We start from the raw sequence: 26939 nt of genomic DNA, 5'->3' as shown, positions 1-26939 counted from the left end.
CGTTCGGCTGCGGCTAAGCGGACGAAAAGGGGGATTCCCATACCGGACGCCCTCTCAGGAGGCCGCCGCCCCTGAAGCCCCGGTGACCCCGAAGCCCGGTCGCTCAGGAGGCCGCGGCTGCCGCGCTGCTCGTGGCCTTGGCGGCCGTGGAGTCCGACGAGGAACTCGACGAGCTGGAGGAGTCGGACGAGCCGTTGGCGGAGCTCGACGATCCGTTGCTCGTGGTGGAGCTCACCGTGCTGGACGACGACGATCGGCTGTCGGTCCGGTAGAAACCGGAGCCCTTGAAGACGATGCCGACCGCGGAGAACACCTTGCGCAGAGCGCCCGCGCAGCTCGGGCACTCGGTGAGCGCGTCGTCGGAGAACTTCTGGACGATTTCGAACTGGTTGCCACAGGCGTTGCAGGCGTACTGGTAGGTGGGCACGCGCTCCTCCTCGTATGGTCCGCGCCGATTGGCACTCTAATGGCGCGACTGCTAATGGTACGCAGCCGACAAGCTTAAACGCGAGTCGGAGTGCTCGCATTCCGGAACGCGAGCCTCCCCGGCCCGCCCCGGAGCGGGTACGGCCCGGCGGCGCCGTTCTCGCGGCGCGGTTCCGCTTTTCCGCTTTCTTCCGAGGTCAGGGGGCAGATGGCAACCGGTGGCGGGCTCCGGAGCCGATCGCGACCGACGGTGGACTCCGAACCGATCGTGACCGACGGCGATCGATGGCGGGCCTTGAGCCGATCGCGACCGACGGCGGGCCCCGTGCCGGTGCCCGGGTGCCGGGATACCGGATCTCCGGATCAGGTGCCGCGCTCGCCGAACCAGCCGGCGAGTTTGCCCCTGCGGCTGATCGCACGTATCCGTTGTTCGACCGTCTCACGGCAGGCGGCGGTGGTGACGACGAGGAGCTGGTCGTCGACCCTGATCCTCGTCGAGTCCGAGGGCACGAAGGACCGGCCCTCCCGGACGATCAGCGTCACCTGGGCGTCCGCGGGCAGCCGCAGCTCGAAGATCTCCACTCCCTGCAGCTTGGACGTCGGCGGCACCCTGACCTGCAGCAGGTCGGCGTTGAGCTCTTCCAGCGGCGCCGACTCCACCTCCAGGTCGCGGGCCTCGTCGGGAGTGGAGAGCCCGAGGGTCTTGGCGACGAACGGCAGAGTCGGCCCCTGCACCAGGGTGTAGACGACGACGATCACGAAGACCTCGTTGAACATGAACTTGGCCGTGGCGTCGTCGATCGAGGTGGCCGCCCAGGGGATGGTCGCGAGCACGATGGGCACCGCGCCGCGCAGACCGGCCCAGGACAGGAACGCCTGCTCCCGCCAGCCCAGCCGGTCGATCCGGACCAGCCGCGCCAGCAGCGAGCAGACCACGATCGACAGCGGACGGGCCACCGCGACCAGGATCAACCCGGCTATCAGCCCGGGGATCACCGAGGCCGGGATCTCCGACGGGCTGGCGAGCAGGCCGAGCATGACGAACAGCCCGATCTGGGCCAGCCAGGCGACGCCTTCGGCGAAGCCCCGGGAGGCCGCGCGGTGCGGCATCCGGGAGTTGCCCATGACCAGGGCCGCCAGGTAGACGGCGAGGAACCCGCTGGCATGCAGCAGCACCGCCCCCGCGTACGCGACGAACGCGAGCGCGAGCACCGCGATCGGGTACAGGCCGGAGACGGGCAGCGCGATGCGGCGCAGCGCGTAGACGCCGAGCGGGCCGACCGCCAGGCCGACGCCCGCCCCGACCACCAGCTCGAAGACCACCTCGAACAGCGCGCCGCCCAGGCTGGGCGAGGTGCCGGCGCTCAGCAGCATCACGGCGATGACCGTGGGCGCGTCGTTGAGGCCGGACTCGGCCTCCAGGATGCCCGCCAGGCGTGGGGGCAGCGGCAGGCGGCGCAGGACGGAGAAGACGGCGGCGGCGTCGGTGGAGGCGAGGATCGCACCCAGCAGCAGTGCGCTCCGCCAGTCCACGCCGAGCAGTAAGTGCACCGGTACCGCGACGGCCGCGATGCTCACGCCGACGCCGACGGTGGCGAGCACCAGCGCGGTCGGGATCGCCCCCCTGACATGGCTCCAGGTGGTGGTCAGACCGCCTTCGGCGAGGATGACCGCCAGCGCGATCATGCCCATCTGCTGGGCGAGCTCGGGGTTGTCGAACTGCAGTCCGAACCCGGACTCCCCGATGAGCAGCCCGAAGCCCAGGAAGATCAGCAGGCTGGGCAGCCCACTCCAATGGGCGACGCGTACCGCGATGACGGCGGCGATGACGATCCCAGCGCCGAGAAGCAGCCAGACGTCCAGTCCCATCTGGCCCCCTCTCTTACTCCGGGGACCATTGTGTCGTATTCGAGCATGTCGTTATGCACGGCCAGACCTGGCCGTCGGACATGACAGGGCCGTACTGTCACATGGCCGCCACCCGTGTCGTCATGCGTGGCCGTCCCGTACGGATGTCTCGGGCGGCCGTCCCGGATGGGCCGGCCCGTACGCCGGCGGGGCGGTCGTGTGGTCCCGGGATGGACGCACGCGTGCCGGTGGGGCGGGGTCGTGCGGTCGCCGGGGTGGGCCGGCCCGTACGCGGGTGGGGCGGTCGTGCGCGCCCGTCCTGAGAGCGGCCGGTCACGCCCGCCGGACCGGTCACGCCCGCCGGGCCGGTCACGTACGCGCGGCGCCCGTCCGGAAGATGCCGCTGGGCGTCGCCGCGTAGCGGACCGGCAGGTCGTGCGGCTCGGCGGGTACGTCGTCCAGCAGCTCGCCCTCGTGGAGCAGCGCCACCGTCGGCACGTTCGGGCCCACCCGCGCCAGTGCCCGGTCGTAGGAGCCGCCGCCGCGGCCCAGCCGCACCCCGGTGGACCGGTCGACCGCCAGCGCGGGCACGATCACGAGTGCCGCGGTCCTGACGGCGTCGACGCCGCGCCGGACGTCGACCGGCTCCATGATCCCGAAGCGGCCGGGTGCGAGGGTGTCCGGCCCGTCGTACACCGCCCAGTCGAGATCGTTGTCATCGCGGAGCACCGGCAGGATCACAGTCGCGCCGTGCTTCCACAGGGCGAAAACGAGCCCGTGGGTCGCCGGTTCGGTCCCGATCGACCAGTAGCACGCGACCAGGCCGGCCATCTGGACCCAGGGCTGGTCGAGCAGGGATTCTCTGATTTGTACGGAAGCCGCATGCCTTGTCCCGTCAGGGATCGAGGCCCGCGCAGCCTGGATCGAGGAGCGCAGCTTCAGCTTGTCCACAGATCCCTCCACTATCGTTTCGGTCATGGCCGACTTCGAAGCTGTGACGAAAGCCGTTGTTCCCGCCGCGGGTTTGGGCACCCGTTTTCTTCCGGCGACCAAGGCGACCCCGAAAGAGATGTTGCCTATCGTCGACAAGCCTGCGATCCAGTATGTCGTCGAAGAAGCGGTCTCCGCCGGGTTGCTCGACGTTCTCATGGTCACCGGTAAGAACAAGCGCTCCATCGAAGACCACTTCGACCGGGCAATCGAGCTTGAGGACGCACTGGAGGCCAAGGGCGACGACGAGCGCCTCTCCCAGGTACGCGAGCCCGCCGACCTGGCGACCCTGCACTACGTGCGCCAGGGCGAGCCGCGGGGCCTGGGCCACGCCGTACTCTGCGCCAAGCAGCACGTGGGCGACCACCCGTTCGCCTGCCTGCTCGGCGACGACCTCATCGACTACCGTGACGAGCTGCTCAAGCGCATGATCGAGGTACGGGGCACGTACGGCGGCAGTGTCATCGCGCTGATGGAGGTCCCCAGGGAGCAGGCGTCCCTGTACGGATGCGCCGCCATCGAGCCCACCACCGAGGACGACGTGGTCCGGGTGACCGACCTGGTGGAGAAGCCACCGGCCGACGAGGCCCCGTCCAACTGGGCCGTCATCGGCCGCTACGTGATCGACCCGGCCGTGTTCGAGGTCCTGGAGAACACCCCGCCGGGCCGCGGCAACGAGATCCAGCTCACCGACGCCCTGCGCACCCTGGCCGGGCGCGGCAACGACCAGGGCGGTCCGGTGCACGGCGTGCTGTTCCGCGGCCGCCGGTACGACACCGGCAACAAGCTCGACTACCTGCGCACGGTGGTGCAGTTCGCCGCCGACCGTCCCGACCTCGCGCCGGAGTTCCTGCCCTGGCTCAAGGAGTTCCTGGCATCGCGATGAGTTCCATGACATCGGTCGACGACCATCTCGCCGCCATCCTGAGCACCGTCCGGACGCTTGCCCCGCTGGAGGTCGAGCTGGAGCAGGCGCTGGGCACCACGCTGGCCGAGGAGGTCACCTCCCCGGTCGCCCTGCCGCCGTTCGACAACTCCGCCATGGACGGCTACGCCGTACGGGCCGAGGACGTCGCCACTGTTCCGGTGACCCTGCCGGTGATCGACGACGTCCCGGCCGGGGATGTCCGGGTGCAGGCGATCGGGCCCGGCATGGTCATGCGGATCATGACCGGGGCGCCGTTGCCCGCCGGCGCCGACGCGGTCATCCCGGTCGAGTGGACCGACGGCGGCACCGCCCAGGTCACCATCGGGCGTCCGGCGGGGCAGGGGCACGCCATCCGCAGGGCCGGGGAGGACGTGCGCGCCGGCGACGTCGTGCTCCCCGCGGGTACCCCGATCGGGCCCGCGCAGCTCGGGGTGCTGGCCGGGGTCGGCCGCCGCCGGGTGCTCGTACGCCCCCGTCCGCGGGTCGTGGTCATATCCACCGGCGCCGAGCTGGTCGAGCCGGGCTCCCCCCTGGGCCCCGGCCAGATCTGGGAGTCCAACAGCTACGCGCTGGTCGCCGCCGTCCGCGAGGCCGGAGGCGAGGGGTACCGGGCGGGGATCGTGGCCGACGACGCCAAGACCTTCCTCGACCAGCTCGACGCGCAGCTCGTCCGGGCCGACCTCGTGATCACCAGCGGTGGCGTCTCGATGGGCGCCTACGAGCCGGTCAAGGAGGCGCTCGGCCCGCTCGGCACGGTGCGCTTCGACCGCGTCGCGATGCAGCCGGGCATGCCCCAGGGCTTCGGCGTGGTGGGTGAGGACCACGTCCCCATCTTCACGCTTCCCGGCAATCCGGTGTCGTCGTTCGTGTCGTTCATGCTCTTCGTCCGGCCCGCGCTACGGAAGATGCGCGGGTTGCCCGCGGGACCCACGCCGACCGTGCGCGCGGTCACCACGGCCCCGCTCCGCTCGCCCGGGGGCAAGCGTTCTTTCCTGCGCGGCGTGCTCGCCCCCGGCGGCACCGTCGACCCGGTCCGCGGGCAGGGCTCCCACCAACTGGCCGCCCTCGCCTCGGCCAACGCCCTGATCGTGGTCCCGGAGGACGTCACCGAGCTTCCCGAGGGCGCGAGTGTGGAGGTCATCCCGCTGTGAGCGAGACATCGGACACCGGCATGGGCGCGACCGCACCCGGCGCCGCACCCGGGGACGCACCGGGGGCCGTTCCCGGTACGGCGCCCGGGTTCACGCACATCGACGAGAGCGGCGCCGCCCGCATGGTCGACGTCTCGGCCAAGGACGTCTCGCTCCGTACGGCGACCGCCACCGGCAAGGTGATGCTCTCGGCCGAGGCCGTGGCGCTGCTGCGGTCGGGGGAGGTCCCCAAGGGCGACGCCCTCGGCACCGCGCGGATCGCCGGCATCATGGGCGCGAAGCGGACCCCCGACCTGATCCCCCTCTGCCATCCGATCGCGTTGCACGGGGTCAAGGTGGAGCTGGACGTGGTCGACGACGGGGTGGAGATCACCGCCCGCGTCAAGACCGCCGACCGGACCGGCGTCGAGATGGAGGCGCTGACCTCCGTCGCGGTCGCCGCGCTCGCGTTGATCGACATGGTCAAGGCGGTCGATCCGGCCGCCGTGATCACCGGCGTCCGCGTCGAGGAGAAGACCGGAGGCAAGACGGGGATCTGGACGCGCCCGTGATGTGGTCACCCGGTCCTGGCCCTGACCGCGGCTCCGCCGCTGCCCCGGCCCTCGTTCCGGCTCCGGCCTCGCTCCCGGCCGCCCCGGCGAACCGTGGAGGCCGAACTGGCAGGATGGCCGCATGAGAGCTCTGGTGATCACCGCCTCCAACCGGGCCTCCGCTGGGATATACGAGGACAAGTCAGGAAAGCTCCTGGCGGAGCTCCTCGCAGCGGCCGGATGCGACGTGGACGGCCCGCGGGTGGTCCCCGACGGGGAGCCGGTCGAGGCGGCGCTGCGGTCCGGGGTGGCCGAAGGGTACGACGTGATCGTCACCACCGGCGGCACCGGGCTCACCCCCGCCGACCTCACCCCCGAGATGACCCGGCGGGTGATCGACCGGGAGGTCCCGGGCATCGCCGAGGCCATCCGCCACGTGAACCGGGAGAAGGTGCCCACCTCGATCCTGTCGAGGGGGCTCGCCGGCCAGGCGGGCGGCACACTGATCGTCAACCTGCCCGGGTCCTCCGGCGGGGTCCGCGACGGCATGGCGGTCCTGGCTCCCGTCCTCAAGCACGCCGTCGACCAGATCCGTGGCGGGGACCACCCTCGCTGATCTCCATCGGCTACTTCCGTGGCACGCCGAGCCGTCTTCGGGGGATGATGGAAGGCGTGGATCGACTTCGTGGCTGGCCGGTGACCCTGACGGAAGGCCCGGTAGGACTTCGGCCGCTGCGCCTGCGGGACGTGCGCGTCTGGCGGGACTCGCGGCTGCGCAACGCGAACTGGCTCCGCCCCTGGGAGCCCAGCAACCCCGAGACCCCGCTGTTCAAGACAGGGCTCGGCCCCTACATCTCGATGGCCGGCACTCTCCGCAGGGAGGCCAGGCAGGGCCTCGCGCTGCCCTGGGTCGTCACCTACGAGGGCGCCTTCGCCGGGCAGCTCACCGTGGGCGCCATCGTCTGGGGCTCCGCCAGGTCGGCCCAGATCGGCTACTGGGTGGACGGCGCACTGGCCGGTCGGGGGATCATCCCCACCGCCGTGGCCATGGCGGTCGACCACTGCTTCTTCACCACCGGCCTCCATCGCGTGGAGGCCAACATCCGGCCGGAGAACCACGCGAGCCGACGAGTGGTCGAAAAACTCGGTTTCCGGGAAGAGGGGATCAGACGCAGGCACCTGCACATCGACGGCGCCTGGCGTGACCACATCTGTTACGCGCTCACGGTCGAAGACGCGCCCAGAGGCTTGCTCGTGCGGTGGCGGCGTGCCCGTGAGGCGGCCGCCCATGGCGGCACTCCCCACGAAGAGGTTTGAAGATCTGGCGACACACCGCATCGAATACTCGTCAAATAGTGACACGCGGTCTTACGGTGCGTGACGTGAGCAGATTGAGGACGCCGACGGACCACGTGCGTCTTCGCGCTGCCCGGAGGCGGCCGTGAGCAGCGTTCTTCTCTATCTGGCCATCGTCGTCATGTGGCTCTGCGTGCTCGTGCCCATGTGGCTGCGCCGCGATCGGCACGTTCTCGTCGAGCCCAACGAGCCGTACGCTCCCGACGAGCGGTCGCCCGACGACGAGTCGACCCAGATCCTGACCGGACCCCTGACCGGGGCCACGTCCTCCACCGACGGCGACGCGCCGCCGTCCGGTGCGGAGGCGCCCACCGACACGTCCGCACCGGGTGCCGAGATCGGCGACGAGCCCTCGCCGGCGCGTCCCCCGGTCACCAGGTCGGCCGCCGAGCGCCGCCGGATCGAGCGCCGCCGCCGGGCGATTCAGATGGCCAAGCGGAGGCGTCTGACGTTCTGGTGCGTGCTGCTGCTGCTCGCCTCCACGGTGACGGCCGCCGTTCAGGTGATCCCCTGGTGGGGCCTGGCGCCATCCGTGATCCTCCTGGGGGTGTATCTGTGCATCCTGCGGGTCACGGTCCGGATGGACGCCGAACGGCGTAAGGCCGCCGCCAGGGCCCGCGCGGAACGTGCCAGGCGCGCCCGTCGCCGTGCCGCCCTCCTGGCGGCCCAGAGCTCCGAGGCGGAGGTCATCGACCTCGCCGCGCACCGCGACGAGCTCTTCGACCAGTACGCCGAGAGCCCCCGCCGCGCGGTCGGCGACTGAGGCGAGCCGAGTGGCGCGAGTGCTCCCGGAAGTTTGCTAATGTAGTCCACGTCTTGGGGATGTAGCGCAGTCCGGTAGCGCACTTCGTTCGCATCGAAGGGGTCAGGGGTTCGAATCCCCTCATCTCCACAAGATCGAAAGGCCCGGTTCCAGATCATGGAACCGGGCTTTTTCGCTGTTCAGGTGACATGCAGGTTGCCAGTGGCCGGGATCGCGCGTGGTGGCGTCCGTTGAGGGCACCGAGGCGGAGTCAGCGAAAAGTCAGCGGACGTCTTCGGGGCGGGTGAGCTGCCACCCATGGCGGGGGTGCCGGCCGATGACCGGGTCAGGCATCGGGGTTGTCGAGGATGACGACGGGGGCGTCCTCAACATCCGGCAACTCACTGTCCAGATCCATGCCGGTGGCCGCCTCGATGAAGGCGAACGCCGCACTGCGCTTACCGCGGTAGTCCTCCGGGCCGAGCGTGTCGAGCATGGCGCGGAAGTCAGCCAAAATGCTCGGATCGCCATCCTCAATGCGGTGCTCGGTGAAGATGAAGTCGCGCATTCGTGCCCTGATCTTGCCGTCGGCCGCGTAGAGGATCGTGTATCCCCCGTTGAAGTGCCAGGTCACCATCCATACGCGTGACTCCCTGCTGAGTTCGGTCAGGACGCGGTCGGACAGGCCGAAGCCGTAGGCGAGTTCGAGGAAGCCCCAGGTTCCTTCTCCCCTGGAGACGAGGAGTACGGGGCAGCCCTCGTCCATGGCCTCTTCTCCGGGATAGTCCATGATGCGCTGCTCGGGGTCGCGACCTCCGTTCAGCCGCCGTAGAAGGTCGTCCACCGTGATCTCTTCGTTGAGGGGTTGCACCACAGTCCAGGAGAGACCGTTCTCCAGCCACTGATGCCGCTCGAAGAAACTGCGGTAGTAGTCGATCACATGATCATTATGGTGGAAGTCGAGAAGAAACACGGGCATATGGTGCTTCTTCTCGACGTCATAGCCTCCTGCGAGGCGAGAGACCAAAGACCCGACTCCAGCTCGTGGAATCGGGTCTTCAGCGCGTTCGGGCTATGTGGCTGATTCGTCAGCGGAGGATTGTTGGTCTATGGACAGGGTCTCCGGGAACGAGCCCAGGGAGAAGTCAGCGAACACCGCGCGAGCTCTGCTGTTGCGGTCGCGTGAGGCGTGCGTGTAGCGGTTGAGCGTGGTCGAGATCTGCTGATGGCCGATGAGTCCGGCGACGTCGTTGACGGGGACGCCATCGGAGACGAGCCAGGTGGCGTAGCAGTGCCTCAGGTCGTGGAAGCGCAGGCCCTCGCCCGCATGCTGAGCGAGGTAGGAGACGGCCTCCTCCCGGGTCGCGAACTTCTTACGTTGTTCGGTGCCTGCCTTGTCGGTCCAAGCACCGAGGAACCCCGCACCGAGGTCCGAGACCGAGCCGAGCAGTCCGGCCCGGACGAGGGACGGCCGCCAGACGCGGGCACGGAAGGTGTGGCGGCTCATCAGGTTGCCACTGCGGACGGTGAAGACCTCACCGAGCGGCCCCGCGGGGAAGGCCGCCCGGTGCCGGGTGAGGAGGTCGGCCGCGAACTGGGGGAGCGGGACCTCTCGCCGTCCCGCCCTGGATTTCGGATAGGGCTTGATGGTGACGTGCCCGTTGACCTCTACGGCGACCCGGAGCACCCGCAGGGTTCCGGCGTCGAGGTCGACGGCGTCCCAGCGCAGACCGGCGCACTCGCCCCAGCGCAGCCCGGTCCCGGCAGCCAGGGCGACCACCGCGCGGTAGCGGTCGGGGACATGGCGGAGAAGGGCGGTGAACTCCTCGCGGGTGATGATCCGGTCGTCGTCGTCCTGGCGCCGGCGCCTGGGCAGCCGTACCCCCTCGCAGGGGTTGGCGCCGATGATCCGGTCTCGCACCGCCGAGCGCAGCACGCCGGAGAGCAGGCGGTTGCACTCGATCACACTCGCCGGAGCGAGCCGCTTGCCCAGGTCGGTGATCCACGCCTGTACGGCCGAGTGGTCGATCTTGCCGAGCGGGATGTCCCGCCACCGGGCCAGGACGTGGTTCCGCATGATCGACTCGTCACGGGCGGCCGTGGCCAGCTCGTGGTTACGGGACTTCAGCCAGCTCTCCGCGTAGGGGCCGAACTTGACCTTCCCCGCGTGCGGGTCGACGTAGGTTCCCCGGTTGAGCGAGCTGTTGATCTCGGCGAGGAACGCCGTCGCCTCCCGCTTGGTGGTGAAGGTCTTCGAGCGCTGCCGGTCGGTCTGGTCACGCCAGTTGGCCCGGTAGGTGCCCGCCTTGGTCTTGGTGATGTGGCCCATGTCAGCGCTCCTCGCCTTCCGTACGTCCGTCGAGCCAGGTGTGAAAGCGCCGCTTGGGGATCACCCACCGGCCGCCGACGCGGAGGGCCGGGATCGTGCCGTCGCGCACCGAGGCGTAGGCGCTGCCCCGAGAGAGCGAGAGGAGGCGGGCGACCTCGGTGACGGTGTAGACGGCCGGGGAGTCGTTCGAGACCGGGCCGGACGGCTCAGGGTGCCGGGGAACGAGCTTGATCACGTTACGGTGCATGGTTTCCTCCCGGCTGTGAGATCGACGAGGCGAGCGCGAATTCCCCTGCGGTGTAGCCCTGGCCCGCGTACCGCCAGTTCGCCAGGACGAGCGTCGCGGCGGGGTCGTACGGCAGTCGCGCGAGGTCGCGGGCCTGGCGGTACTCCAGGCGGACGCGGCGCAGGGCGGTCATGGTGGTCGAGTAGGCCCGGCTCTTGGTCGAGAAGTGGCCGCGGAAGCCGAGCATGTGTGCCCACTGCCGGAGCCGGAGCGGCGCGAGGTCGGGGTAGGTCTCGGGGTTGCCGAGCTCCCACGCGGTACGGATCAGCCGGGCGGCGTGCGCGGTGACGCCACGCTGTTCGAGCCGGGCAAGGTCGGAGCGCTTGATTCGCCGGTCCAGGGTTCCGGAGGTCTCGGCGGACTTGGTCGCGTACTTGGCGACGTAGCCGGCCACCGCGGCCTCGGAGAGCGAGGTCCCGTCCGGGGTGGTCGACGCGATTGGCCGCACGTCGACCGCGCCCCAGCACAGATCCCGCACGGCCCCGCCGTACGGGTCAGGGACGTCGAGCCGTACGGCCTTCGCCGCGGAGTCGATGGCCTCGGTGAGCAGTTCCACGGTGGCCCAGGCCGGTGGTTCGGTGATCCCGTCCTCGGTACGGCCGTCGAGGCGGACCACGGCGTGGAAGTGCACGACTCCGCGCGCCTGGTACTCGGCGACCTTGGCGAAGGAGAGCCGGATCCGCCGGCTGAACTCGGCGCGGGTGAGACCGGCCGAGCCGCCCAGGTGCCGCCGGAGGTAGACCCCGAAGCGGTGCCAGAGCTTGCCAGCGTGGGCGTTCCACAGGACATGGCCCGCGTAGTCGTAGGCGTCGGGGTCGAGAGGCTGCCCGATGCGCTGATCGTCGGAGCCGTGCCGGTCGAAGCAGGCCGGGCCGTTGCGGCGCGGGTGGCAGACGTCGGCCCGGCCGTCCGTGCCGGGGCCACGGTGAACCGGGCCGAAGCTCGGAGCGGTGAGTGTGGCCAGGACACGCGGGTGAGTGCTCACGGTGGCCGGGACGCCCTTGTCGCCGCCGAGCAGGCCCGCGCGGATCAAGTGGAAGGTGTCGGCCCGGTAGGTCTCGGCACAGGTCGGGCAGCGGGAGGACCGCCGGTTGCCGCAGCGGACGAGCAGTTGGCCGTGAGGCTCTCCGCCGGTGGAGTAGTGGTGCAGGACTTCCCCGGTACCGGGGTCGAGGGTGGAGACTTCCCCGACCAGGCGGATGGGGTCGGAGCAGCCGCGCAGCCGGTCGACCTGTTGTAGCCAGCGGTTCAGGTCCCGTCCCGAGCGGTGGGCCAGGTCCCGGATGACCGGGCCGATCAGGTCGCCGATAGGTGCGGGGTGGCCGGTCACTTCTCCTCCTTCCCGCTGCTCTCGCGGCTGTTCCTGTAGGTGAGGTGGACACGGATAGGGTCGCGGTTGTCGTCGTCTGCGTAGGGCCGATGGCGCATACTGGTGTTCCTTTGCGAGTGAGCGGAGGGGACGCTCCACGAGGCGGTGGGCTGCCAGGCTTGAGCCGCCCCGTGGTGGCGTCGTGGGTGAGGCCCGATCAGGTGTCGATCCCGGTGCCGTCGCAGTCCCCGCAGGTGATCGCGACCTGGTAGGGGCTGCTGTCGCTGTCGTCGTTGACCAGGCCGGTGCCGTTGCAGGTGCCGCAGACGTAGGCGTGGATCACGAGGTGTCTTCTCCTTCCTCGGGGCGAGGGCAGGGACAGGGAGTGCTGTCGGTGTCGTCGAGGCGATCGCATTCGGCCGGGTCGCCGTCGAGTTCGCAGCCGTAGCGAGCGCAGCACGGGCAGAAGGGGCAGATCAGCCGGATCATGTGGCGGGAGCCCGTCCGGAACCCGAACAGGTCAGGCAGAAGGCCCAGGTGTCGAAGATGGCGCGTCGCCTGCCGGTGCCGATGGTTGCCGAGACCGGGATCTGTCTCTCGCCGTCGCAGTCGGCACAGGTGACCGGGGCGGAGGCACGGGTACGGCGGGGACGCTTCGGCCTGTCGGCGGTGGTGCGCGTCATGGCGTGTCCCTGGCGACGGCGACCCAGGCGAACCGGTCACCGCCGGCGTGTCGGATGGCGGCCAGGACGTACGCGAGGTTGGTCTTGTCCAGGCGGGTGATGGCCGGGCCGAGGTCGACGGGGTGCCCCTCGGCGATGCTGAGCGCGATGCGCAGGACGGCGGCCTCGGAGCCGGAGCAGGGGAGCAGGCCGTTGTAGAGCGCGCTGTGAAGGGTCTCCCAGGAGATGACGGCGTACGGGGTGTCGTTGTAGACGTTCGGGGCGTACTCCACGGCCATGCGGCGGAAGTCGCTCCGCATCAGCCAGGTTCCGTGCTGGATCAGCAGCTCCACGGCGGCCTCCGTGGCGTAGGAGCCGCGCGCCCAGGCACGGGCCGCCTCGATCAGGTGCGCAAGGCTGGGAAAGGTCATGACATCGTTCCTTCCGGTCAGGCGGATTCGGTGGTGATCTGCCGCAGCAGGTCGGCGGCGAGGTCGCCGGAGACCCCCATGCGGGTGCGGAGCAGGTCCGCGGTGACGGGGCGGCCGTGCTTGGCGCTGTGCTCGTCGGCCAGCCGCCGGGCGAAGGTGAGCAGGGCCGGAGACGGTCCGGGCTGGTTGCCCGGTGGTTCCTCGGCCACGTCGGGGGAGGGGAGCCGAGCCGGTAGGGGAGTCGCGTCGACCTCAGGCGCGATCTCCGGGGCCAAGTCGACGGGAACGGCCGGAGGGGGAGGCCGGTGCGAGGCACGGCGTTCGAGCATGGAGACCGCCACAAGGAAGGCCACCGCGGGCATCGCCGCACAGATCCACCCCCAGACCGACGCCTCGGCACGGGCCAGGTTGGCGGCCAGTGTGAGCACGATCCCACCGGCCAGCACGAGAGCGGGCCAGGAGAGCGGCCCCCGCCGGGGGCGGCCGGTGCGCTTGTCGCGTTGGAGCTCGCGGGCGGCCATGACGCACATCAGGTCGATGCACACCGCGACCGCCCAGGACTGCCAGCCGTGCTGACCGTGTTCGGCGGCCAGCTCGGAGATGTGGGTGAAGGACCCCACGGCCGCGATGACGGCCAGGACCACGACCGGCGCGGAGTCCAGCAGCGTGGAGCGGAGATGACCGAGCTTGCGAGTGGTCATCGCGGTTCACCTCCTTCCGGGTTCAGGCATGGGTCGGGTAAGGACATGGCGTGATCGGGGCTCACGCCGAGCCGGGAGAGGCGAGGTCAGGCCGCGTGCAAGTCGGGGACGGTGTCACCGGCGCGAAAGACCATGACGTCGGCCCAGGCCGGGGTCAGGTGGGCGTAGCTGTGCGCGGCGTGTTCTGCAGTGTTCTCGGAGACGTAGAAGGAGCGTGCCCGGTACCACTGGCCATCCTGGGAGGCGACGATCGCGACGCCGGGGGTTTCCGAGGGGATCGCGCGTGCCGACACGAGCGCGGCGGGGTCGAGGTCGCCGAGAGTCATGGTCGCGGTCTCGGGATCGTTGACCCGGTGACAGATGCGTCCGGAGCACTGGGCACGCAGCGCGGTGACCCCGGGTCCGAGGTCGGAGCCGATGCGCTGGCCACAGCAGAACAGGTAGATCCCGAACGCCCGCCCGAGCTGCGCGACGCGGAGCAGGGCCGTGGAGGCGTGGGCGATCTCGTCTTTCTCGGACTTGTCGGCCATCAGGTACAGCTCCGCCAACTCGTCGACCAGGACCACAATGGGCACCGGCCGTTCGTGGTCGTCGAGCTGCCAGATATTCCGCGCACCGGTCTCCCTGCACACCTCCATACGGGTGGTCATCAGCTCCACCAGGTCATCCAGTAGAGCTGAGCATTCGGCCCGCGTGGTGGCCAGGGCGGACAGGCGCGGGCCGTACGGGGTGAACTCCACACCGCCCTTGAGGTCGAAGCCGACGAGCGCCACCGGCTGTGGAGCCAGGCCGACGATGAGGGCGTTGGCGAGGTTGGACTTGCCCGACTGGGTGGCCCCGGCGTTCAGCCAGTGCGGGACGGTCCGGAAGTCGATCACCCATGGGTGGCCGGTCTCCAGACGACCCACCGTGACCTTGAGCAGGCCGGGGGACGGCGGCAGGTCGTCGACGCGCACGAGGGGATCGTGGATGGTCACGGACAACACCACCCGCCCCGGCCGAGGCGAGGAGACGCGGACCGCGTGCACACCCCACGAGTGCGCCAGCCGTTCGGCCGCTGTGCTGTAGCCGGCGGGAATCTGGCCCTCTAAGGTGCGGATGGTGACCCGCCAGCCGTGCCGAGTAGGCAGGGGAAGCCCCATCCACGGTTTGGTGTCCACCGTCACCCGCTGGAACTTGCGCTTGACCTGGACCGTGCCCGTGGAGGAGACCAGGCCGGGGACGGTGGTGAACCAGAACCGCTGGCGCTTCTTGGTGAGCCCGCACCCGAGGGCGACCTTGCGCCAGGTCGCGCGGACGGTGAACGCGGTGATCGGGTAGCCCACCACGTACCAGTAGGAGCGCCGGTGCCACCTACGCCAGCACCGAAGCGAGACGGTGACCGTAACGACGAACACGGCCAGCCAGAGCAGACGCTCGAACATAATGGAGCAGTCCTTTCGTAAGGCGAGAGGAAGGCCCCGGAGCGGGCGGTGCTGCCAGGCGAGCCCGCTCCAGGGGCGTCACGTCCGCCGGTCAGGCGGCCCGGAGGTTGGCCGGCCGGATCGTCTCGGCGCGGAAGCCGAGACCCGAACGGCCGTTCATCGACCAGAAGAAGGCGGCCAGCCCGACCGGGACGACCGAGGTGCCCTCGGGGATCTGCGGGAACGTCTCGCTGGGGAACGTCACCACGATCACCGGGTTGCGCCGGTCGTCGTTCGGCTTGGGGAGCAGCGGGATCGTGTAGAGCTCCCGCCCCTCCGCGTCCTTCTTCACCTCGCCCGTGGCGCGGTCCACGATCTTGGGCTCAGGCTCGCCCGCGACGATGAACGCCAGGGCCGAGAGGTCGACGGGGATGTTACGCATGATGATCACTCCTTGAAGTTGCCTAACCTGCCTAGCCATGTCGGCCATGGCTCAATGTTGGCCAGGTTGCCTAGCCATGTCAAGTGGCTCGGAACAACTGGCCTAGGCGACCTAGGAGAACTAGACTGATTTGCGTGATGAGTCTCGACCCTGACGACCCGCGTCCGCCCTACCAGCAGGTGGCGAACGCCCTGCGTGCGGCGATCCTGACGAAGAAGTTCGAGCCGGGGGAGAAGCTGCCCTCCGGAACCGAACTCGCCAAGCAGTACGGCGTGGCGCGCATGACCGTGCAACAGGCGATCCGTCTCCTCCGGGACGAGGGCCTGGTCGTGTCGCGTCAGGGGAGCGGCGTGTTCGTCCGAGAGCGCACCGAGCGCCCGGTAGAGCTTCGACCGCACATCGAGCATGCTTTCGAGGCGACCAACGTCGCCATCGACTTCGCGGGCTTCTCCGGGGAGACGCTTCAAGGCATGCTCCAGGAGCCCTTGGACAAGATCCGCCTTGGACGGCTCACGCCTGAGTCCATCGCCATCCGGATCCTGGTCCCGGATATGGACCACCCGATGTCCCTGCCGTGCCGGGCCGAGGACCTCAGCGACGACCCGGTGATCCGGGCACGAGCCCACCGCATCCAGCAGCGCAGCACTCAGGCCATCGCGGACGCCGTTCACGAGCTCGCAGACCTTGGCCTGGTGAAGTCCGCGTCCGTCGAGATCCGCGTGCATCAGACGACGCCGTCGTTCAAGTTCTACGTGATCAACCGGGAACAGGTGTTCTTCGGCTTCTACCCGGTGGTCAAGCACACGGTCCGGATCAAGGGCGAGCAGCACGAGCTGTACGACGTCATGGGCAAGGACGCGGTGCTGTTCCACTACCAGGTGACCGAGGACGCATCCTCGATGCAGTCGCAGTACGTCGCCCAGACCCGCCTTTGGTTCGAGAGCATGTGGTCGACGATCAGCCGCGAGGTCGAGGTGTGACCGCCGGAACGCTGGCGGAGATCCTCCGGGAGTCCCGCGCCATCCTGCTCGACTTCGACGGCCCCGTGTGTGACGTCTTCGCCGGGTTGCCGGCACCTGTGGTCGCGGCCCGGCTCAAGCAGCTGCTCCAGGACGAGGGCGTGGAACTCCCGCGGGACGTCGTGTCACTGGGCGACCCGCTCAAGGTGCTGCGCCGTACGGCGGTCTTCGCGCCGGAGCTGGTCGACAAGATGGAGACCGTGTTCGTGGGCTACGAGGTCGAGGCCGTGAACCGCGCCGAGATCACGCCGGGCGTGCGCGATCTACTCGGCGCCTGTGCCGAGGCGGGCCGCCCCGTGGTGATCGTGAGCAACAATTCCGAGCGAGCGATCGAGGCATTCCTTGATCTGGCCGAGCTGAGGGAGCGAGTCGCCGGGGTCGTCGGCCGCCCGATCGGCAACCCCGCCGGGATGAAGCCGGACCCTCGATTGGTGTTCCGAGCCTGTGAGCTGGTCGACGCACGGCCGGGGGAGACCGTCCTGATCGGAGACTCCGACTTCGACATGCAGGCCGCGGCCAACGCGGGAGCCCGGAGCATCGCCTACGCCAACAAGCCGGGCAAGGAGACGCGCCTTGTCCAGGCGGGAGCGGATGCGGTGACCAGGAGCATGCAGGAGCTCGCCGGGATCGTCAGAGCGAGCCGATAGCCCGCGATCCACGGGAGAGCGTGGTTCAAATCTTCCCTACGTGATCAAGCCGCCGCCCGTTGGGCGGCGGGCGGTCGGGCCGGAACCGGGCGGGCGTGCGGCCTCTCCGGGCCGGTCCCGCCCGACCGGCCCACCGCACATCGGACGCCAGGCAGAGACGGGGAAGAAGACCAGCAGGCCGGACAGGGTACGGCGACGCGACAGCCGTACGGCGACGCAGACAGCGGAGGTCAAGGCATGCCTCCGGCGGGGGCACTCCGGCCCCGAGGTGATCGCCGAGCAAGAGCCCAGGTTGTGGGGTGGCTGGGGCTGATCACCTCGCACACCGTCGACCCAGGCAAGCCCAGCAGACCGGCTCCTCCGGGGCAAGTCCGGCCGTGCGGGATGGCATCCAATGATCGAGGAACGGCGATCGGCTGATGTACACGCGAGGCCGGGCTTGCCCCTCCGTCCCCGGCCCGCTGCCGCTCCGCGGTGGGTCGACGGCGTACGAGGTGATCAGACAGGCGAAGCTCTTCCGGCTGAGATGGCTGGACTGCTATTCGCCTGACGTGAGATTCTCTTCATTTCTATCTATTCGCCCTGTGCGAAGGAATGTGCGACCAACTGCAATCATGGTATGCAAATCCTTCCCTTGTAGCCACATTGTATTATCGCCACGCCTTCGGGGAATGGAAAAAGAAAACCCTTCCACATTTCCATCGATGGCGGCTCCCTGTACAATGAATGGCTTCTGTTCCTCGCGCTGAGCTGGTATCAGAATATATAGGAGATCACCGCGCCCCTCTGCGACGGTGTCAATTCTGATTCCGTCGATAGGAGGGTGGATTCGATCGTTTATGATGTTGGCGTACTTTTGAATGCGCGATTTATCTGGCGGTATGGGTGTTATCTTGTTTATCACATCCTTTCCGCGTGCATCCTTCTTTGTCTGTATGCCAACTATTAAGATTCCTCCTTTTTCGGAGTTTGCAAAGCTGGCCACATCCTGCGCAAGTCTTATCTTCCAATAGGGGTCTTGCTTTAGTTCGTAGGCTGAACTTTTTACCTCCAGCGTCTGCGACTCTGGTTTCTCTATAAGTCGGCTGGCAGAGCCGCTTTGAAGCAGGCTAACGATAAGCTCTGGATGTATTAGTGTGTGATCGGAGAAGAACGCAGAATAACTAAGCTCTCTGCGTAGAGCGTTGATGTCGCCAAATGTAAGCTCAGGGAGACTTCCTATGCAAGCCACTGCCCAAGACCTAGCGGCCTCGAAGTCGTAGGAGGATGAAAGCCCTTCCGAGGTCTCGCTTACGTGGTGAAGTTTAAGCCCCTGTCGCCTGACAATAGGCTCACATATGCGCAGTAGTGACTCTTCTTCGCTCGCCAATAGTGTGATGAAATAGAAGGTGAGCTTATACTCTCCATCATCTGCAAGATCTATGTAAAACCATTTGGTGTCATCCCACGGGAAGACAATGTCGTCATGCATTGTTATGATGGCAAGTGTTGGCTTCTGTAGTTCGTCTATGATGAAGTGATCGTCTTCGGATGTGCCGACGATTGGTTTTCTGGATTCGAGCTTGAGAAACTCCATAAAATCCTTTATGGAGATGTCGTGGACTTCTTTTGTGTGCTCTCTGTAAAAATCAAACTCTATTTGATCGGTGCTGCAGCATTTAATCTCTCGACCGTTGATTGTGAGAGTAATTTCATTTCGGCGCACACTTCCTCGCAATCATTGTAGGGATAGGTGTTCGGCTGAGTGGCGACTGGAGTTCGCAGGGTTTTGGTGGTGACTGCTCTCCGTCTTGGGGCGACAGTATCTTTTGTCTATTTTTGGAAACTTTTAGGCGAGTGGGGGGATCGCGGCATATTGCCTCACCATAAAGCAGCGGCGTTATGTCGGTACATCGTTTTGTAAATCGTCACAGTAAGTACCGTTCTGGGGTATTTGATAGTATTTATGCGGTTTCTCTGTATCGCTTGACGCGAAAGTAAGATGTTTTGTGCCTCAATGTGCCCGCCCCGACAGCAGAAGAGTCCAAACGTTTGTAGCTTGCTTGCTGGGCCAGCGGTCTGTCTCGTGGACGACGGCTTTACCTGACCTCATGGTGGTACGGCGGATGAACATCAGGCCGCCGGAGGCGCAGAGCTCGTAGCTCTGAACTCGGCACGCGCAGGTGTGTTCCCGTACGCGCACGCGGTCGGACCGGGCGGCCGGCGCTCGCCAAACGAGCTTTTCGTGATCCGGCGCGAGCAGTCCCACGTGAATGCCGTGGTAAGCCCTGGTCATGAGCTGACCCTACGTCTCCCTTGTCTACCTCGTCTACCACGTTGCCCATATGAGCAGCGTCGGGGACGTGCGTAACGTCGCGCTCGTGGAAGTGGACAGGTTCGATCCGACGCCGATCTACCAGCAGGTGGCGGCGATCATCCGGGAGCGGATCAAGAGCGGCGGGCTACAGCCCCGCGACCGGATACCGTCCGAGTCGGAGATGGTCCGGGATCACGGCGTCGCGCGTGACACCGCTCGCCAGGCCGTGGCCATGCTGCGTGACGAGGGTTGGGTGATCACCCTGCCGCAGCGCGGGAGCTTCGTGGCCGACAAGGAGAACTGGCCCGATGAGAGCTGACTGGAGTCAGCGAAAAGTCAGCGAACCCGCTGACACCAGGGCGCGACAGAGATCATCGGACGGCATCGGCGCGGTACCTGACGGCACCGGATGGCATCCGGCGAGCAGGACCGGTACGTCCTACCAGTGTTCGCATCGAAGGGGTCAGGGGTTCGAATCCCCTCATCTCCACCAGGTCAGAGGCCGCTTCCCGGTTGTGGGAGGCGGCCTTCTGCGTTGCTGGGTGACTGACTGAGTGACTACGGTTCTGATCGATTCTCCGCGCTCAGCCCGGAGCGCTTGAGCCGCTTGTGTGATCTAGCGCGCTGGGACCACTCCCACTACTCTCGGCCATCTGTGATCGCATGACTCCTCCGGCCCTCACGCAGGCGCGAGTCGGCCTCAAGGACGGTGAGCGGTGTCCGATCTGAAGTGGCGCAAGATGGGTGATCCCGACGCGCCTGGACACGGTTCGGCCTGGCAGGGAGCAATGGGCTCCATGGTGGATGACCGATCTGTCTCGTCCGCCTGGTCCGGCCCGACAGTTTCCCGGGATGGAGATCACGCGATGCCTGGCCGCAGGGGCGCCGGAACGTCACCCGGATTGATGCGGCCGTCATTCCTTCGTCGAAGCCTGTCGTGGATGATCGGGCTGGCACTCTGGGGAGCGTTGGCCGTCGCTATGTGGCCTTCCTCGGATCTGCTCGGGCATCACGATGACCCTGTCGGGGCCGTGGCGGTGGGGGAATTGGAAGGTCGGCCGGTGGCTGTGAGCGCCGGCAGCGGCTACGACGACACCACTCTACGGATGTGGGACCTGACCACAGGCGATCCTATGGGCGAACCGATTGTCGCTCACCCGGTCGGCATCGTGACGATGGCGCTCGGGGAAGTGGACGGCCGCCTGGTTGCCGTCACTGGCGGCTACGACGACGCTGTACGGATCTGGGATCTGACTACACGCGAACTCATCGGCGAACCGATAAGGCTCAGCAACACTGAACGCGTCGACGCGGTTGCGGTCGGGGAAGTGGACGGTCGGGCCGTCTTCGTCGCTGCGGGAGACTGGGGCAATGCCGGCCGGAGATTGCCTGTGCACGTGTGGGACCTGGCTACGCATGAAGCTTTCGGCGAACCGTTGGTCGGGCACACCGGTCTCGTCTTTACTGTGGCGCTCGGAGAGGTGAACGGCCGGGCAGTTGCCGTCACCGGCAGCGTTGACGGTACGACGCGCATGTGGGACCTGGCCACTCGTCAACCGATAGGCGATCCGATGATAAGTGGTGGCGGGGCGGGAGATGTTGTGCTCGGGCAGGTGGACGGTCGACCGGCCGCTGTCTTCGTCGGTCGGGACGAGAACCTACGGGTGTGGGACTTGTCCACCCGCCAGCTCGTCGGTGAACCCATACCGACCGGCCACGCCTATGGGGCCCGGACCGTGGAGCTCGGAGAGGTGAACGGGCGACCGGTCGCCCTCAGCGGTGGCGGTGGCGACGAAGATAGCGGCGGTGCCGTACAGGTTTGGGATCTGCGCACGCGCAAACCGCTGGGCGAACGAATGAGATACGCCAACTGGGTCGGGGACGTGGTGGTCGAACAAGTGGACGGAAAAGTGGTCGCCGTCACCGGAGACGGTGACGGCGACGTGCGAATGCGGGATCTGAGTGCCTACACAAGATGAATCACGTCTATCGAGACGGGTGATCCCAAAGGGGTAACGCATCACCGCTGTTCAGGATCTCAACGTAGATCCGCTTCGTAGAGATCAGCTGTTTGGAAAGATCCGGTCCATTGCCTCGGCGCCTTCCAGGAGCGTCGGGCGGAGCTGTTTGCGGTATACGGTCTCCGTCACCGAGGTGTTGCGGTGGCCAACCAGGCGGGAGATGTTCTCCAGCGGGACGCCGGAGTCCGACAGCAGGGAGACAAAGCTGTGACGCATCTCACGGGGTGTCCAGTCCGTGGCATTCAGGGCCGCCTTCTTGAGCACGGTCCGGAAGGAGTGCCGAACGCTGTGTGCGTCGAGAGCTGTGCCGACCTTGGAGGTGAAGACGAGGTCATTGTCCTGCCAGCTGTCACTGGCCGCCCGCTTGGCCACGTCCTGACGTTCACGGTGGAGCTTGAGCGCGTCGACACAGCGTCTCGGCAATGCCAGCGTGCGCCGGGATTTGCGGGTCTTGGTGTCGCCGCCCTCCCGGACCGAGCGCCAGACCATGATGGACGGCGGGGTGCCGTCGAGGTCGACGTGCGACCAGGTGAGTGCCCTCAGCTCCTCGGTGCGTGCTCCGAGCAGCAGCGACAGCACGACGTACGCGTGCAGAGCCGTACCCTCGGACGCCTTGAGGACGGCTTCCGCCTGGTCGAGGGTGAGCGACTTGGACGGACGGCCCTCCCTCCCTTTGGGAATCTCGCAGAGCAGCGCGACGTTCCGTTTCACCTTGTCGCGGGCTTGGGCGCGGGAGACGGCCCGGACGAGGATCGAGCGCAGCTCACGGAGGGTCCGCGTGCTCAACGTCTTCGCCTTGTCGGCCAGCCAGCGGTCGACGTCGTCCGCGGTGAGGTCGACGAGCTTCCGAGCACCCAGGACCGGGATGATGTGCTTGTTCGTCAGGATCGTGCACTTGTCCACGGTCCCGGAGCCCCAGCCGCTGAGCCCGAACTCCAGCCAGTTCCGCACGGCGTCGGCCACGGTGTAGCCCGTCGAGGAGACGAGGAGCTCGTCCTCGTAGTCGCGGATGATCTCCTTGAGCTTCTTCAGGGCGGCGGTATGGTCAAGGACCATGGGGTGGCTCGTGACACAGCCCGCCAGGCCGTGGCCATGCTCCGGGACGAGGGATGGGCCATCACCCTGCCGCAGCGCGGGAGTTTCGTGGCCGACAAGGAGAACTGGCCGAAGGACGGCTGACGAAGCCTTTTCATCCTGAATCCGCAGCTCGGAGCGGGTGAACCGGTAGAGGTGAACACCCAGGCCGCCGCTGGGCAGGCCGTCGGGCGATCCCGCCCAGTACAAGCAACTCCACATCACCAGCTCCCAAGCCGTCCGGCCGGGAGGATGAAAAAGGCTCACTGATCACTGGAATCCTGAGTTCACGCTGGCCAAGGTGCGTCACGCCGCATTGCACCCAGCCCCATCGTCCCGTGACGACTGAGTTCTGTGCCTGTCGGTGGCGGCTGCCACCATGACGACATGACTATGCAACCCCTCGATATCTCTTGGCTCTGCGGCGAATACGCCGAGGAGTGCTACAGCTTCATCTACATCCGTGCCACGCCTGAACAGGTGGTCGCCCGCCTCGGCGGTCGATGGGAGGACTTCACACCGGGCCCCTTCCCCGACGACCCGGATCACTACCCGTGCTCTGGGGAGCCTCTCGGCGTCGCCTCCATCGGCGATTGGACGTTCGTTTTCGATCCTGACTGGCTCGGCACCCGCGAAGACGTGATCACTGAACTCTCCGAGGGCACCCGCCTCGTCTCCCAAGCCGCACTGGCCATCAAGGGCCTGGACTACTTCTACTGGTGTGAGGACGGCGAAATCCGATTTCGCTATGGAGTCGATGACGAACATCCGACGGAGACCCCGGACGAACTCGTGGACACGATGACGGAAATCCACAGGCTCTACCGATCGTTTCCCCAGCTCTACGAAGGGCCGGCTTTCCTGCTCGTCGAGCGCCTGACCGGGATCAGGGTGACGGAGCAACTGTTGAAGGGCTCCATGTTGATGTGGGGTGTCGTCCCAGAACCGGCCAAGTCGTAACGTTGGCCAACGGTGAGCCTTTTCCTCCTGAAGTCGCAGCTCGGAGCGGGTGAACCGGTAGAGGTGAACACTCAGGCCGTCGCCGGGCAGGCCGTCGGGCGATCCCGCCCAGTACAAGCAACTCCACATCACCCGCTTCCGAGCTGTCCGGCTGAGAGGATGAAAAGGGCTCACAGTATGGATCTTCCCGAGCCAGTCGAAGTGGTGGTCCGTTGTCCGGGTATGCATGTCCGGCTCAGCGGCATCCATGCGCGCGATCCATACGAAGCCGAGTTCTCCGTCGAGCTCCACACCTCCGGACTCGATGCCCGTCTCGATGGCGTGATCCAGTCGGTCTGGGATCGGCCGCTTGCTGATTTCCTGGACGAGCTGGTGGCTGACTTCCGCGGCTGGGAGGGGAACGCGTCTGGGGCGTCGCGGACTTCGTGGTTACGGCGACGTTTCACTCAGGCGGGTACGCCGATGTGATGTGGAAGCTTCAACCTTGGGATATCGGGCTCGATGACTGGGAGGCGTCAGTCATCACGCGCTTGGAGGCCGGTGAGCAGCTACGCAGCCTGGCCGCCGATGTCCGGGAGTTCTTCAGCGCTTTTGATCAAAGATGAGCTGCTGAGCGGGTCGCTCCCAGAACCGAATGCCTCGCTCAGCCAAGAAGGCTCGACTCCGGCTTGTGGAGCCAAGCGTCCGTCATGTTCCGGAACGATGGGTCGTCACCCTGCCGCAGCACGGGAGCTTCGTGACCGACAAGGAGAGCTGGCCGGCGGAAAGCTGAGTGACCAACTGGGTGACAACGGCCACGGACGGGGCCAGACGGTGAGTGGGAGGCATGGGACTTCGCGACCGGGCATCCGGGTGAGATCCGCTCCCGATCATTCTGGGACCTCATGGAGCGCGAATCCCGTCGATACCTATCGTGATTGCGGCGCCTCGCCGGCAACTCGGACGCAGACTCGGCTGAGAACCGGATGCCTTGCCGAAGCAAGAAGGCCCGGCTCCGACTGGGGCGGATTCATGGAGCCGGGCCTTTCGCTGTTCAAGGGCCATGCGGCCGGTCGGTCTCCGGAGGGGGCCGTGCGGCTTCCGCAGGGCTCCCGAGGGCCGGAGTCGGCGAACACATACGGAACCCCTGCGCAGTGGTCCCGCGCAGGGACTTGGGCTTGTGATCGAATTCAGTCTGAGATCGTGTGGTCGGTCGCCTTGTGTGGTGGCGCTCCCGGGTCAGGAACGGTGCAGACCGTCCAAGAGGATGCGGCGGGCGACGTTGTTCAGCACGTGCAGCCGCATGACGTCCGTCCTGGACAGCCGGGGCACGCGGAAGGCTTCGTCCGCGACGGTGTACGCCGCGTTCACGGGTGATGGCGACAGAGCGTTGCTGAGGGCGTAGAGGGAATGGCCCACCTGATCCAATCGTTCGGCCTCCGCCGTATCAGGGGTGGGCTCGTGCTGCCGCAGCATGGCCTGTCTGGTCTCCTCAGCGGCCTGGTACAGGCGCGCCCGCAGCGTCTCCCGTTCGCTGGGGAAGCTCTCGCCGTGGTCCAGCACCCGTATGGCCTCCTGCACCAGCGGGTGGTCCTGCAAGCCGACCGCGGTGGCGACGGTGGAGACGACCAGCCGGGTGACGGCGGGAGCCATCGGGGGCGACGGGTCGGCCAGGATCCGTGTGAACTCCGGCTCGTCCAGGAACGGTTCTCGCGGATGCAGGTAGGCGCGGGGGACGAGCACTCGCGGGACCGGAGTTGTGATCGCGACGGCGAACTGAGGGGAACGCACCCACTCGGAGGTGAGCGTCCACCCGCTGATCGTCTCGGCCAGGGCCAGGATCCGTACCTTGCGCTCCCACATCGACAGCCCGTCGTGCAGGCCCACCTGCCCCAGCAGTTCGTCCAGCGCCGCCGGGTCGCTGCCTGACCGCTCCGAGAGGTCCGCCAGCCGGAAAGACGTGACGATGTCGCCGTCGACGGCGTAGGTGACGCGGTTGTCCCTCGCTCCGCGCCAGAAGACGCTCAACGCGAGTCCACCGACCGACAGCGTCTCCATGACTTCCTCTCTTTCCCCCTGGAAGCCATGGGGTTCGAAGGCGAGCGTCCACTCACCCGCCGGGGTGAGCTGGAGCAGATCCTCCTGGTGCTCCTCCTCCAGGTCCTCCAGCTCTTCGGGCCCGGCCCACACACCCGTCCCGGGATCCGCGCCGAACCGGTGGGCCACCTCCCGCAGGTCGTCGTTCCGGCACCAGGTGAAGCAGAAGCCCTCTTCCCGCAGCCCGGCCTGGATCGCCTCGATGAGCCTCACACCGATGGGGTCCATGGTCACTCCCACCAGTCTCGCTTGGGCAGTCTCAGCCACATGTCGGCCTGGCCGGTGATCGATCGGGTGTCGGTCGGCCGCAGGCCCGCTCCGGCATGGCAGTAGGCCACGGCCTCGCCGTGGTAGAGGTAGGCGGCGAGGATCTCCTCTGTGGATTCTTCGGCGGAGACGTTGCCGCCGCCGGGGTGGGTGTCCCATTCCTCGATGACGCCGTCGCGGGCGACGGCCCCTTGGTTGCCGCTCTTGGGGTTGGCGTACATCCCGTAGCAGACGGTGCCCACCGACAGGCGCTCCATGACGCCGGGGTTGGACGCGACGTATCCCCACGGCTGGATGACGACGCATCCGCCGGGCACGTCCGTGACGCCGACGACGGCCAGGCTGTCGTCCTCGTCCGACCAGGGATCCTCCGGCGTCTCGTCGGCGTCGGCGTCGGCGTCATCGGCCGGCACGGCCTCCAGGCGCCGTACCGCCTCGGCCGCGGTGACGCCGGCCGCGCAGGCGAGGCTGAAGCCGTCGCAGTCGAAGCGCCCCAGCGCGGCGATCAGGCACCTGGCCTCCGCCACGGCGGCGGTCTCGGCGGCGGACAGGCCGGTCTTGCCGTCGGGGAGGGGGAACAGGTCGGGGGTGGGGGTGGCCAGGCTGAGACGTCCGGGGGACCAGCCGTTCATCATCGGCCGCCACGGGTCCGCTCCGGCGGCGACGAGGGCGCGGGCGTTGTCGGGCCGGTTGGCGAAGATTGCTTGCCAGAGGGCGGTACGGCCCTCGTGCTCCGCGTCGACGTCGGCGACGCGCCGGGCCAGCTCCGCGACCACCTCGGGCGAGCCGCACTCGGCCGCGGTGTGCAATGGCGGTCCGTAGAAGTATCCGCCCGAGCCGGGGTCCGCCCCCGCGTCGAGCCGGGCGCGGATCAGTCCGAGGTTTGTCCAGTCGTTCCAGCCGACGGACCATCCGGCTCCGTTGTCGACGGCCATGGCACTCCTCGGGGGATGTACGGGATACACGTGCGCCGATCATGGCGTACGGGGCCGACAGATTCGGGCCGTGGCCCCAGTTGGTCCACGAGGGGACGGCGTTCTCCGGC

The 26939-nt window shown here is 67.5% G+C and carries 28 protein-coding genes, 1 tRNA gene and 1 pseudogene; 13 read left to right on the top strand and 17 right to left on the bottom strand.

Features of this window, described 5'->3' with window-relative positions:
- Nucleotides 1–103: 103 nt before the first annotated feature.
- The 3 genes from ABD841_RS30945 to ABD841_RS30935 form a co-directional block, all read right to left on the bottom strand.
- On the bottom strand, nt 104–427 hold the full coding sequence (locus tag ABD841_RS30945; protein WP_344979159.1) for an FmdB family zinc ribbon protein: 324 nt from the start codon (nt 425–427) through the stop codon (nt 104–106).
- Nucleotides 428–789: 362 nt separating this feature from the next.
- Entirely contained in the window at nt 790–2295 is a 1506-nt protein-coding gene (locus ABD841_RS30940) for a potassium/proton antiporter (protein WP_344979157.1), read from the bottom strand.
- A gap of 348 nt (nt 2296–2643) precedes the next feature.
- On the bottom strand, nt 2644–3225 hold the full coding sequence (locus ABD841_RS30935; RefSeq protein WP_344979155.1) for a 5-formyltetrahydrofolate cyclo-ligase: 582 nt from the start codon (nt 3223–3225) through the stop codon (nt 2644–2646).
- A gap of 25 nt (nt 3226–3250) precedes the next feature.
- On the opposite strand from ABD841_RS30935, the gene galU reads away from it, so the two are divergent.
- The 7 genes from galU to ABD841_RS30900 all read left to right on the top strand — a co-directional run bounded on the left by galU (nt 3251) and on the right by ABD841_RS30900 (nt 8121).
- On the top strand, nt 3251–4150 hold the full coding sequence (gene galU, locus ABD841_RS30930) for a UTP--glucose-1-phosphate uridylyltransferase GalU (protein WP_344979153.1): 900 nt from the start codon (nt 3251–3253) through the stop codon (nt 4148–4150).
- A gap of 5 nt (nt 4151–4155) precedes the next feature.
- Nucleotides 4156–5343, top strand: coding sequence for a molybdotransferase-like divisome protein Glp (glp, locus tag ABD841_RS30925; RefSeq protein WP_344979163.1), 1188 nt, complete (start codon nt 4156–4158; stop codon nt 5341–5343).
- Nucleotides 5340–5894, top strand: a complete 555-nt coding sequence (gene moaC, locus ABD841_RS30920; protein WP_344979151.1) for a cyclic pyranopterin monophosphate synthase MoaC — start codon at nt 5340–5342, stop codon at nt 5892–5894. The genes glp and moaC overlap by 4 nt, the downstream gene beginning before the upstream one ends.
- A gap of 121 nt (nt 5895–6015) precedes the next feature.
- Nucleotides 6016–6489, top strand: a complete 474-nt coding sequence (locus ABD841_RS30915; RefSeq protein WP_344979149.1) for a MogA/MoaB family molybdenum cofactor biosynthesis protein — start codon at nt 6016–6018, stop codon at nt 6487–6489.
- Between the two features lie 47 nt (nt 6490–6536).
- Nucleotides 6537–7190: a GNAT family N-acetyltransferase gene (locus tag ABD841_RS30910; protein WP_344979161.1), complete on the top strand. Its 654-nt coding sequence runs from the start codon at nt 6537–6539 to the stop codon at nt 7188–7190.
- 124 nt (nt 7191–7314) lie between these two features.
- Complete coding sequence (gene sepX, locus ABD841_RS30905) at nt 7315–7992, top strand: divisome protein SepX/GlpR (protein ID WP_344979147.1); 678 nt, start codon at nt 7315–7317, stop codon at nt 7990–7992.
- Between the two features lie 55 nt (nt 7993–8047).
- A tRNA-Ala gene (locus ABD841_RS30900) sits at nt 8048–8121 on the top strand.
- Between the two features lie 196 nt (nt 8122–8317).
- On the opposite strand, the gene ABD841_RS30895 is transcribed toward ABD841_RS30900, so the two are convergent.
- The 10 genes from ABD841_RS30895 to ABD841_RS30850 form a co-directional block, all read right to left on the bottom strand.
- On the bottom strand, nt 8318–8911 hold the full coding sequence (locus tag ABD841_RS30895) for a hypothetical protein (RefSeq protein WP_344979145.1): 594 nt from the start codon (nt 8909–8911) through the stop codon (nt 8318–8320).
- 132 nt (nt 8912–9043) lie between these two features.
- Nucleotides 9044–10300, bottom strand: coding sequence for a tyrosine-type recombinase/integrase (locus ABD841_RS30890; protein ID WP_344979143.1), 1257 nt, complete (start codon nt 10298–10300; stop codon nt 9044–9046).
- 1 nt (nt 10301) lies between these two features.
- Nucleotides 10302–10547, bottom strand: coding sequence for a helix-turn-helix domain-containing protein (locus tag ABD841_RS30885; RefSeq protein ID WP_344979141.1), 246 nt, complete (start codon nt 10545–10547; stop codon nt 10302–10304).
- The gene (locus ABD841_RS30880; protein WP_344979139.1) at nt 10537–11916 is read right to left on the bottom strand and encodes a replication initiator; all 1380 of its coding nucleotides are present in this window, start codon (nt 11914–11916) and stop codon (nt 10537–10539) included. Before ABD841_RS30880 ends, ABD841_RS30885 begins: the two co-directional genes overlap by 11 nt.
- 196 nt (nt 11917–12112) lie before the next feature.
- The gene (locus ABD841_RS30875) at nt 12113–12238 is read right to left on the bottom strand and encodes a hypothetical protein (protein ID WP_344979137.1); all 126 of its coding nucleotides are present in this window, start codon (nt 12236–12238) and stop codon (nt 12113–12115) included.
- Between the two features lie 142 nt (nt 12239–12380).
- Nucleotides 12381–12578 carry a hypothetical protein gene (locus ABD841_RS30870; protein ID WP_344979135.1) on the bottom strand — a complete coding sequence of 66 codons (198 nt, stop codon included), beginning with the start codon at nt 12576–12578 and terminating at the stop codon, nt 12381–12383.
- Nucleotides 12575–12988, bottom strand: a complete 414-nt coding sequence (locus ABD841_RS30865) for a hypothetical protein (RefSeq protein ID WP_344979133.1) — start codon at nt 12986–12988, stop codon at nt 12575–12577. The genes ABD841_RS30870 and ABD841_RS30865 overlap by 4 nt, the downstream gene beginning before the upstream one ends.
- A gap of 17 nt (nt 12989–13005) precedes the next feature.
- Entirely contained in the window at nt 13006–13689 is a 684-nt protein-coding gene (locus tag ABD841_RS30860) for a DUF2637 domain-containing protein (protein WP_344979131.1), read from the bottom strand.
- 86 nt (nt 13690–13775) lie between these two features.
- On the bottom strand, nt 13776–15113 hold the full coding sequence (locus ABD841_RS30855) for an FtsK/SpoIIIE domain-containing protein (protein ID WP_344979129.1): 1338 nt from the start codon (nt 15111–15113) through the stop codon (nt 13776–13778).
- Between the two features lie 91 nt (nt 15114–15204).
- Nucleotides 15205–15534, bottom strand: a complete 330-nt coding sequence (locus ABD841_RS30850) for an SCO3933 family regulatory protein (protein ID WP_344979127.1) — start codon at nt 15532–15534, stop codon at nt 15205–15207.
- Between the two features lie 137 nt (nt 15535–15671).
- On the opposite strand from ABD841_RS30850, the gene ABD841_RS30845 reads away from it, so the two are divergent.
- Nucleotides 15672–16514, top strand: a complete 843-nt coding sequence (locus ABD841_RS30845; protein WP_344979125.1) for a GntR family transcriptional regulator — start codon at nt 15672–15674, stop codon at nt 16512–16514.
- Entirely contained in the window at nt 16511–17200 is a 690-nt protein-coding gene (locus tag ABD841_RS30840) for an HAD family hydrolase (RefSeq protein WP_344979123.1), read from the top strand. The genes ABD841_RS30845 and ABD841_RS30840 overlap by 4 nt, the downstream gene beginning before the upstream one ends.
- Nucleotides 17201–17738: 538 nt before the next feature.
- Here the strand turns inward: ABD841_RS30840 and ABD841_RS30835 are convergent.
- Nucleotides 17739–18905, bottom strand: a complete 1167-nt coding sequence (locus ABD841_RS30835) for an AlbA family DNA-binding domain-containing protein (RefSeq protein WP_344979121.1) — start codon at nt 18903–18905, stop codon at nt 17739–17741.
- A 619-nt stretch (nt 18906–19524) separates the two neighbouring features.
- Here ABD841_RS30835 and ABD841_RS30830 point away from each other — a divergent pair.
- Together ABD841_RS30830 and ABD841_RS30825 are read left to right on the top strand one after the other, a co-directional pair.
- Nucleotides 19525–19815, top strand: a complete 291-nt coding sequence (locus tag ABD841_RS30830; RefSeq protein ID WP_344979119.1) for a GntR family transcriptional regulator — start codon at nt 19525–19527, stop codon at nt 19813–19815.
- A 622-nt stretch (nt 19816–20437) separates the two neighbouring features.
- A complete protein-coding gene (locus ABD841_RS30825; RefSeq protein WP_344979117.1) occupies nt 20438–21475 on the top strand; it encodes a WD40 repeat domain-containing protein in 1038 nt (345 codons plus the stop codon).
- Between the two features lie 84 nt (nt 21476–21559).
- On the opposite strand, the gene ABD841_RS30820 is transcribed toward ABD841_RS30825, so the two are convergent.
- The gene (locus tag ABD841_RS30820) at nt 21560–22573 is read right to left on the bottom strand and encodes a site-specific integrase (RefSeq protein ID WP_344979115.1); all 1014 of its coding nucleotides are present in this window, start codon (nt 22571–22573) and stop codon (nt 21560–21562) included.
- A 405-nt stretch (nt 22574–22978) separates the two neighbouring features.
- Here ABD841_RS30820 and ABD841_RS30815 point away from each other — a divergent pair, with 405 nt between their 5' ends.
- Together ABD841_RS30815 and ABD841_RS30810 are read left to right on the top strand one after the other, a co-directional pair.
- The gene (locus ABD841_RS30815) at nt 22979–23551 is read left to right on the top strand and encodes a DUF6461 domain-containing protein (RefSeq protein WP_344979113.1); all 573 of its coding nucleotides are present in this window, start codon (nt 22979–22981) and stop codon (nt 23549–23551) included.
- 159 nt (nt 23552–23710) lie between these two features.
- Nucleotides 23711–24156, top strand: a pseudogene (locus ABD841_RS30810) (DUF6228 family protein).
- A 613-nt stretch (nt 24157–24769) separates the two neighbouring features.
- Here the strand turns inward: ABD841_RS30810 and ABD841_RS30805 are convergent.
- Together ABD841_RS30805 and ABD841_RS30800 are read right to left on the bottom strand one after the other, a co-directional pair.
- Nucleotides 24770–25855, bottom strand: coding sequence for a DUF6461 domain-containing protein (locus ABD841_RS30805; RefSeq protein ID WP_344979109.1), 1086 nt, complete (start codon nt 25853–25855; stop codon nt 24770–24772).
- 2 nt (nt 25856–25857) lie between these two features.
- Nucleotides 25858–26829 carry an ankyrin repeat domain-containing protein gene (locus ABD841_RS30800; RefSeq protein ID WP_344979107.1) on the bottom strand — a complete coding sequence of 324 codons (972 nt, stop codon included), beginning with the start codon at nt 26827–26829 and terminating at the stop codon, nt 25858–25860.
- Nucleotides 26830–26939: the final 110 nt, after the last annotated feature.

Source organism: Streptosporangium fragile, assembly GCF_039534445.1.
GTDB lineage: Bacteria > Actinomycetota > Actinomycetes > Streptosporangiales > Streptosporangiaceae > Streptosporangium > Streptosporangium fragile.
This window is presented reverse-complemented; position numbering and strand designations above follow the sequence as displayed.

Bases quoted from the DNA above. Each gene is read 5' to 3' on its own strand.
- ABD841_RS30940 (WP_344979157.1), bottom strand. From the start codon at position 2,295: ATGGGACTGGACGTCTGGCTGCTTCTCGGCGCTGGGATCGTCATCGCC.
- ABD841_RS30830 (WP_344979119.1), top strand. From the start codon at position 19,525: ATGAGCAGCGTCGGGGACGTGCGTAACGTCGCGCTCGTGGAAGTGGAC.
- ABD841_RS30845 (WP_344979125.1), top strand. From the start codon at position 15,672: ATGAGTCTCGACCCTGACGACCCGCGTCCGCCCTACCAGCAGGTGGCG.
- galU (WP_344979153.1), top strand. From the start codon at position 3,251: ATGGCCGACTTCGAAGCTGTGACGAAAGCCGTTGTTCCCGCCGCGGGT.
- ABD841_RS30890 (WP_344979143.1), bottom strand. From the start codon at position 10,300: ATGGGCCACATCACCAAGACCAAGGCGGGCACCTACCGGGCCAACTGG.
- ABD841_RS30915 (WP_344979149.1), top strand. From the start codon at position 6,016: ATGAGAGCTCTGGTGATCACCGCCTCCAACCGGGCCTCCGCTGGGATA.
- ABD841_RS30910 (WP_344979161.1), top strand. From the start codon at position 6,537: ATGGAAGGCGTGGATCGACTTCGTGGCTGGCCGGTGACCCTGACGGAA.
- ABD841_RS30850 (WP_344979127.1), bottom strand. From the start codon at position 15,534: ATGCGTAACATCCCCGTCGACCTCTCGGCCCTGGCGTTCATCGTCGCG.
- ABD841_RS30865 (WP_344979133.1), bottom strand. From the start codon at position 12,988: ATGACCTTTCCCAGCCTTGCGCACCTGATCGAGGCGGCCCGTGCCTGG.
- ABD841_RS30855 (WP_344979129.1), bottom strand. From the start codon at position 15,113: ATGTTCGAGCGTCTGCTCTGGCTGGCCGTGTTCGTCGTTACGGTCACC.
- ABD841_RS30800 (WP_344979107.1), bottom strand. From the start codon at position 26,829: ATGGCCGTCGACAACGGAGCCGGATGGTCCGTCGGCTGGAACGACTGG.
- ABD841_RS30860 (WP_344979131.1), bottom strand. From the start codon at position 13,689: ATGACCACTCGCAAGCTCGGTCATCTCCGCTCCACGCTGCTGGACTCC.
- ABD841_RS30815 (WP_344979113.1), top strand. From the start codon at position 22,979: ATGACTATGCAACCCCTCGATATCTCTTGGCTCTGCGGCGAATACGCC.
- ABD841_RS30885 (WP_344979141.1), bottom strand. From the start codon at position 10,547: ATGCACCGTAACGTGATCAAGCTCGTTCCCCGGCACCCTGAGCCGTCC.
- glp (WP_344979163.1), top strand. From the start codon at position 4,156: ATGACATCGGTCGACGACCATCTCGCCGCCATCCTGAGCACCGTCCGG.
- ABD841_RS30820 (WP_344979115.1), bottom strand. From the start codon at position 22,573: ATGGTCCTTGACCATACCGCCGCCCTGAAGAAGCTCAAGGAGATCATC.
- ABD841_RS30825 (WP_344979117.1), top strand. From the start codon at position 20,438: ATGATCGGGCTGGCACTCTGGGGAGCGTTGGCCGTCGCTATGTGGCCT.
- ABD841_RS30805 (WP_344979109.1), bottom strand. From the start codon at position 25,855: ATGGACCCCATCGGTGTGAGGCTCATCGAGGCGATCCAGGCCGGGCTG.
- ABD841_RS30870 (WP_344979135.1), bottom strand. From the start codon at position 12,578: ATGACGCGCACCACCGCCGACAGGCCGAAGCGTCCCCGCCGTACCCGT.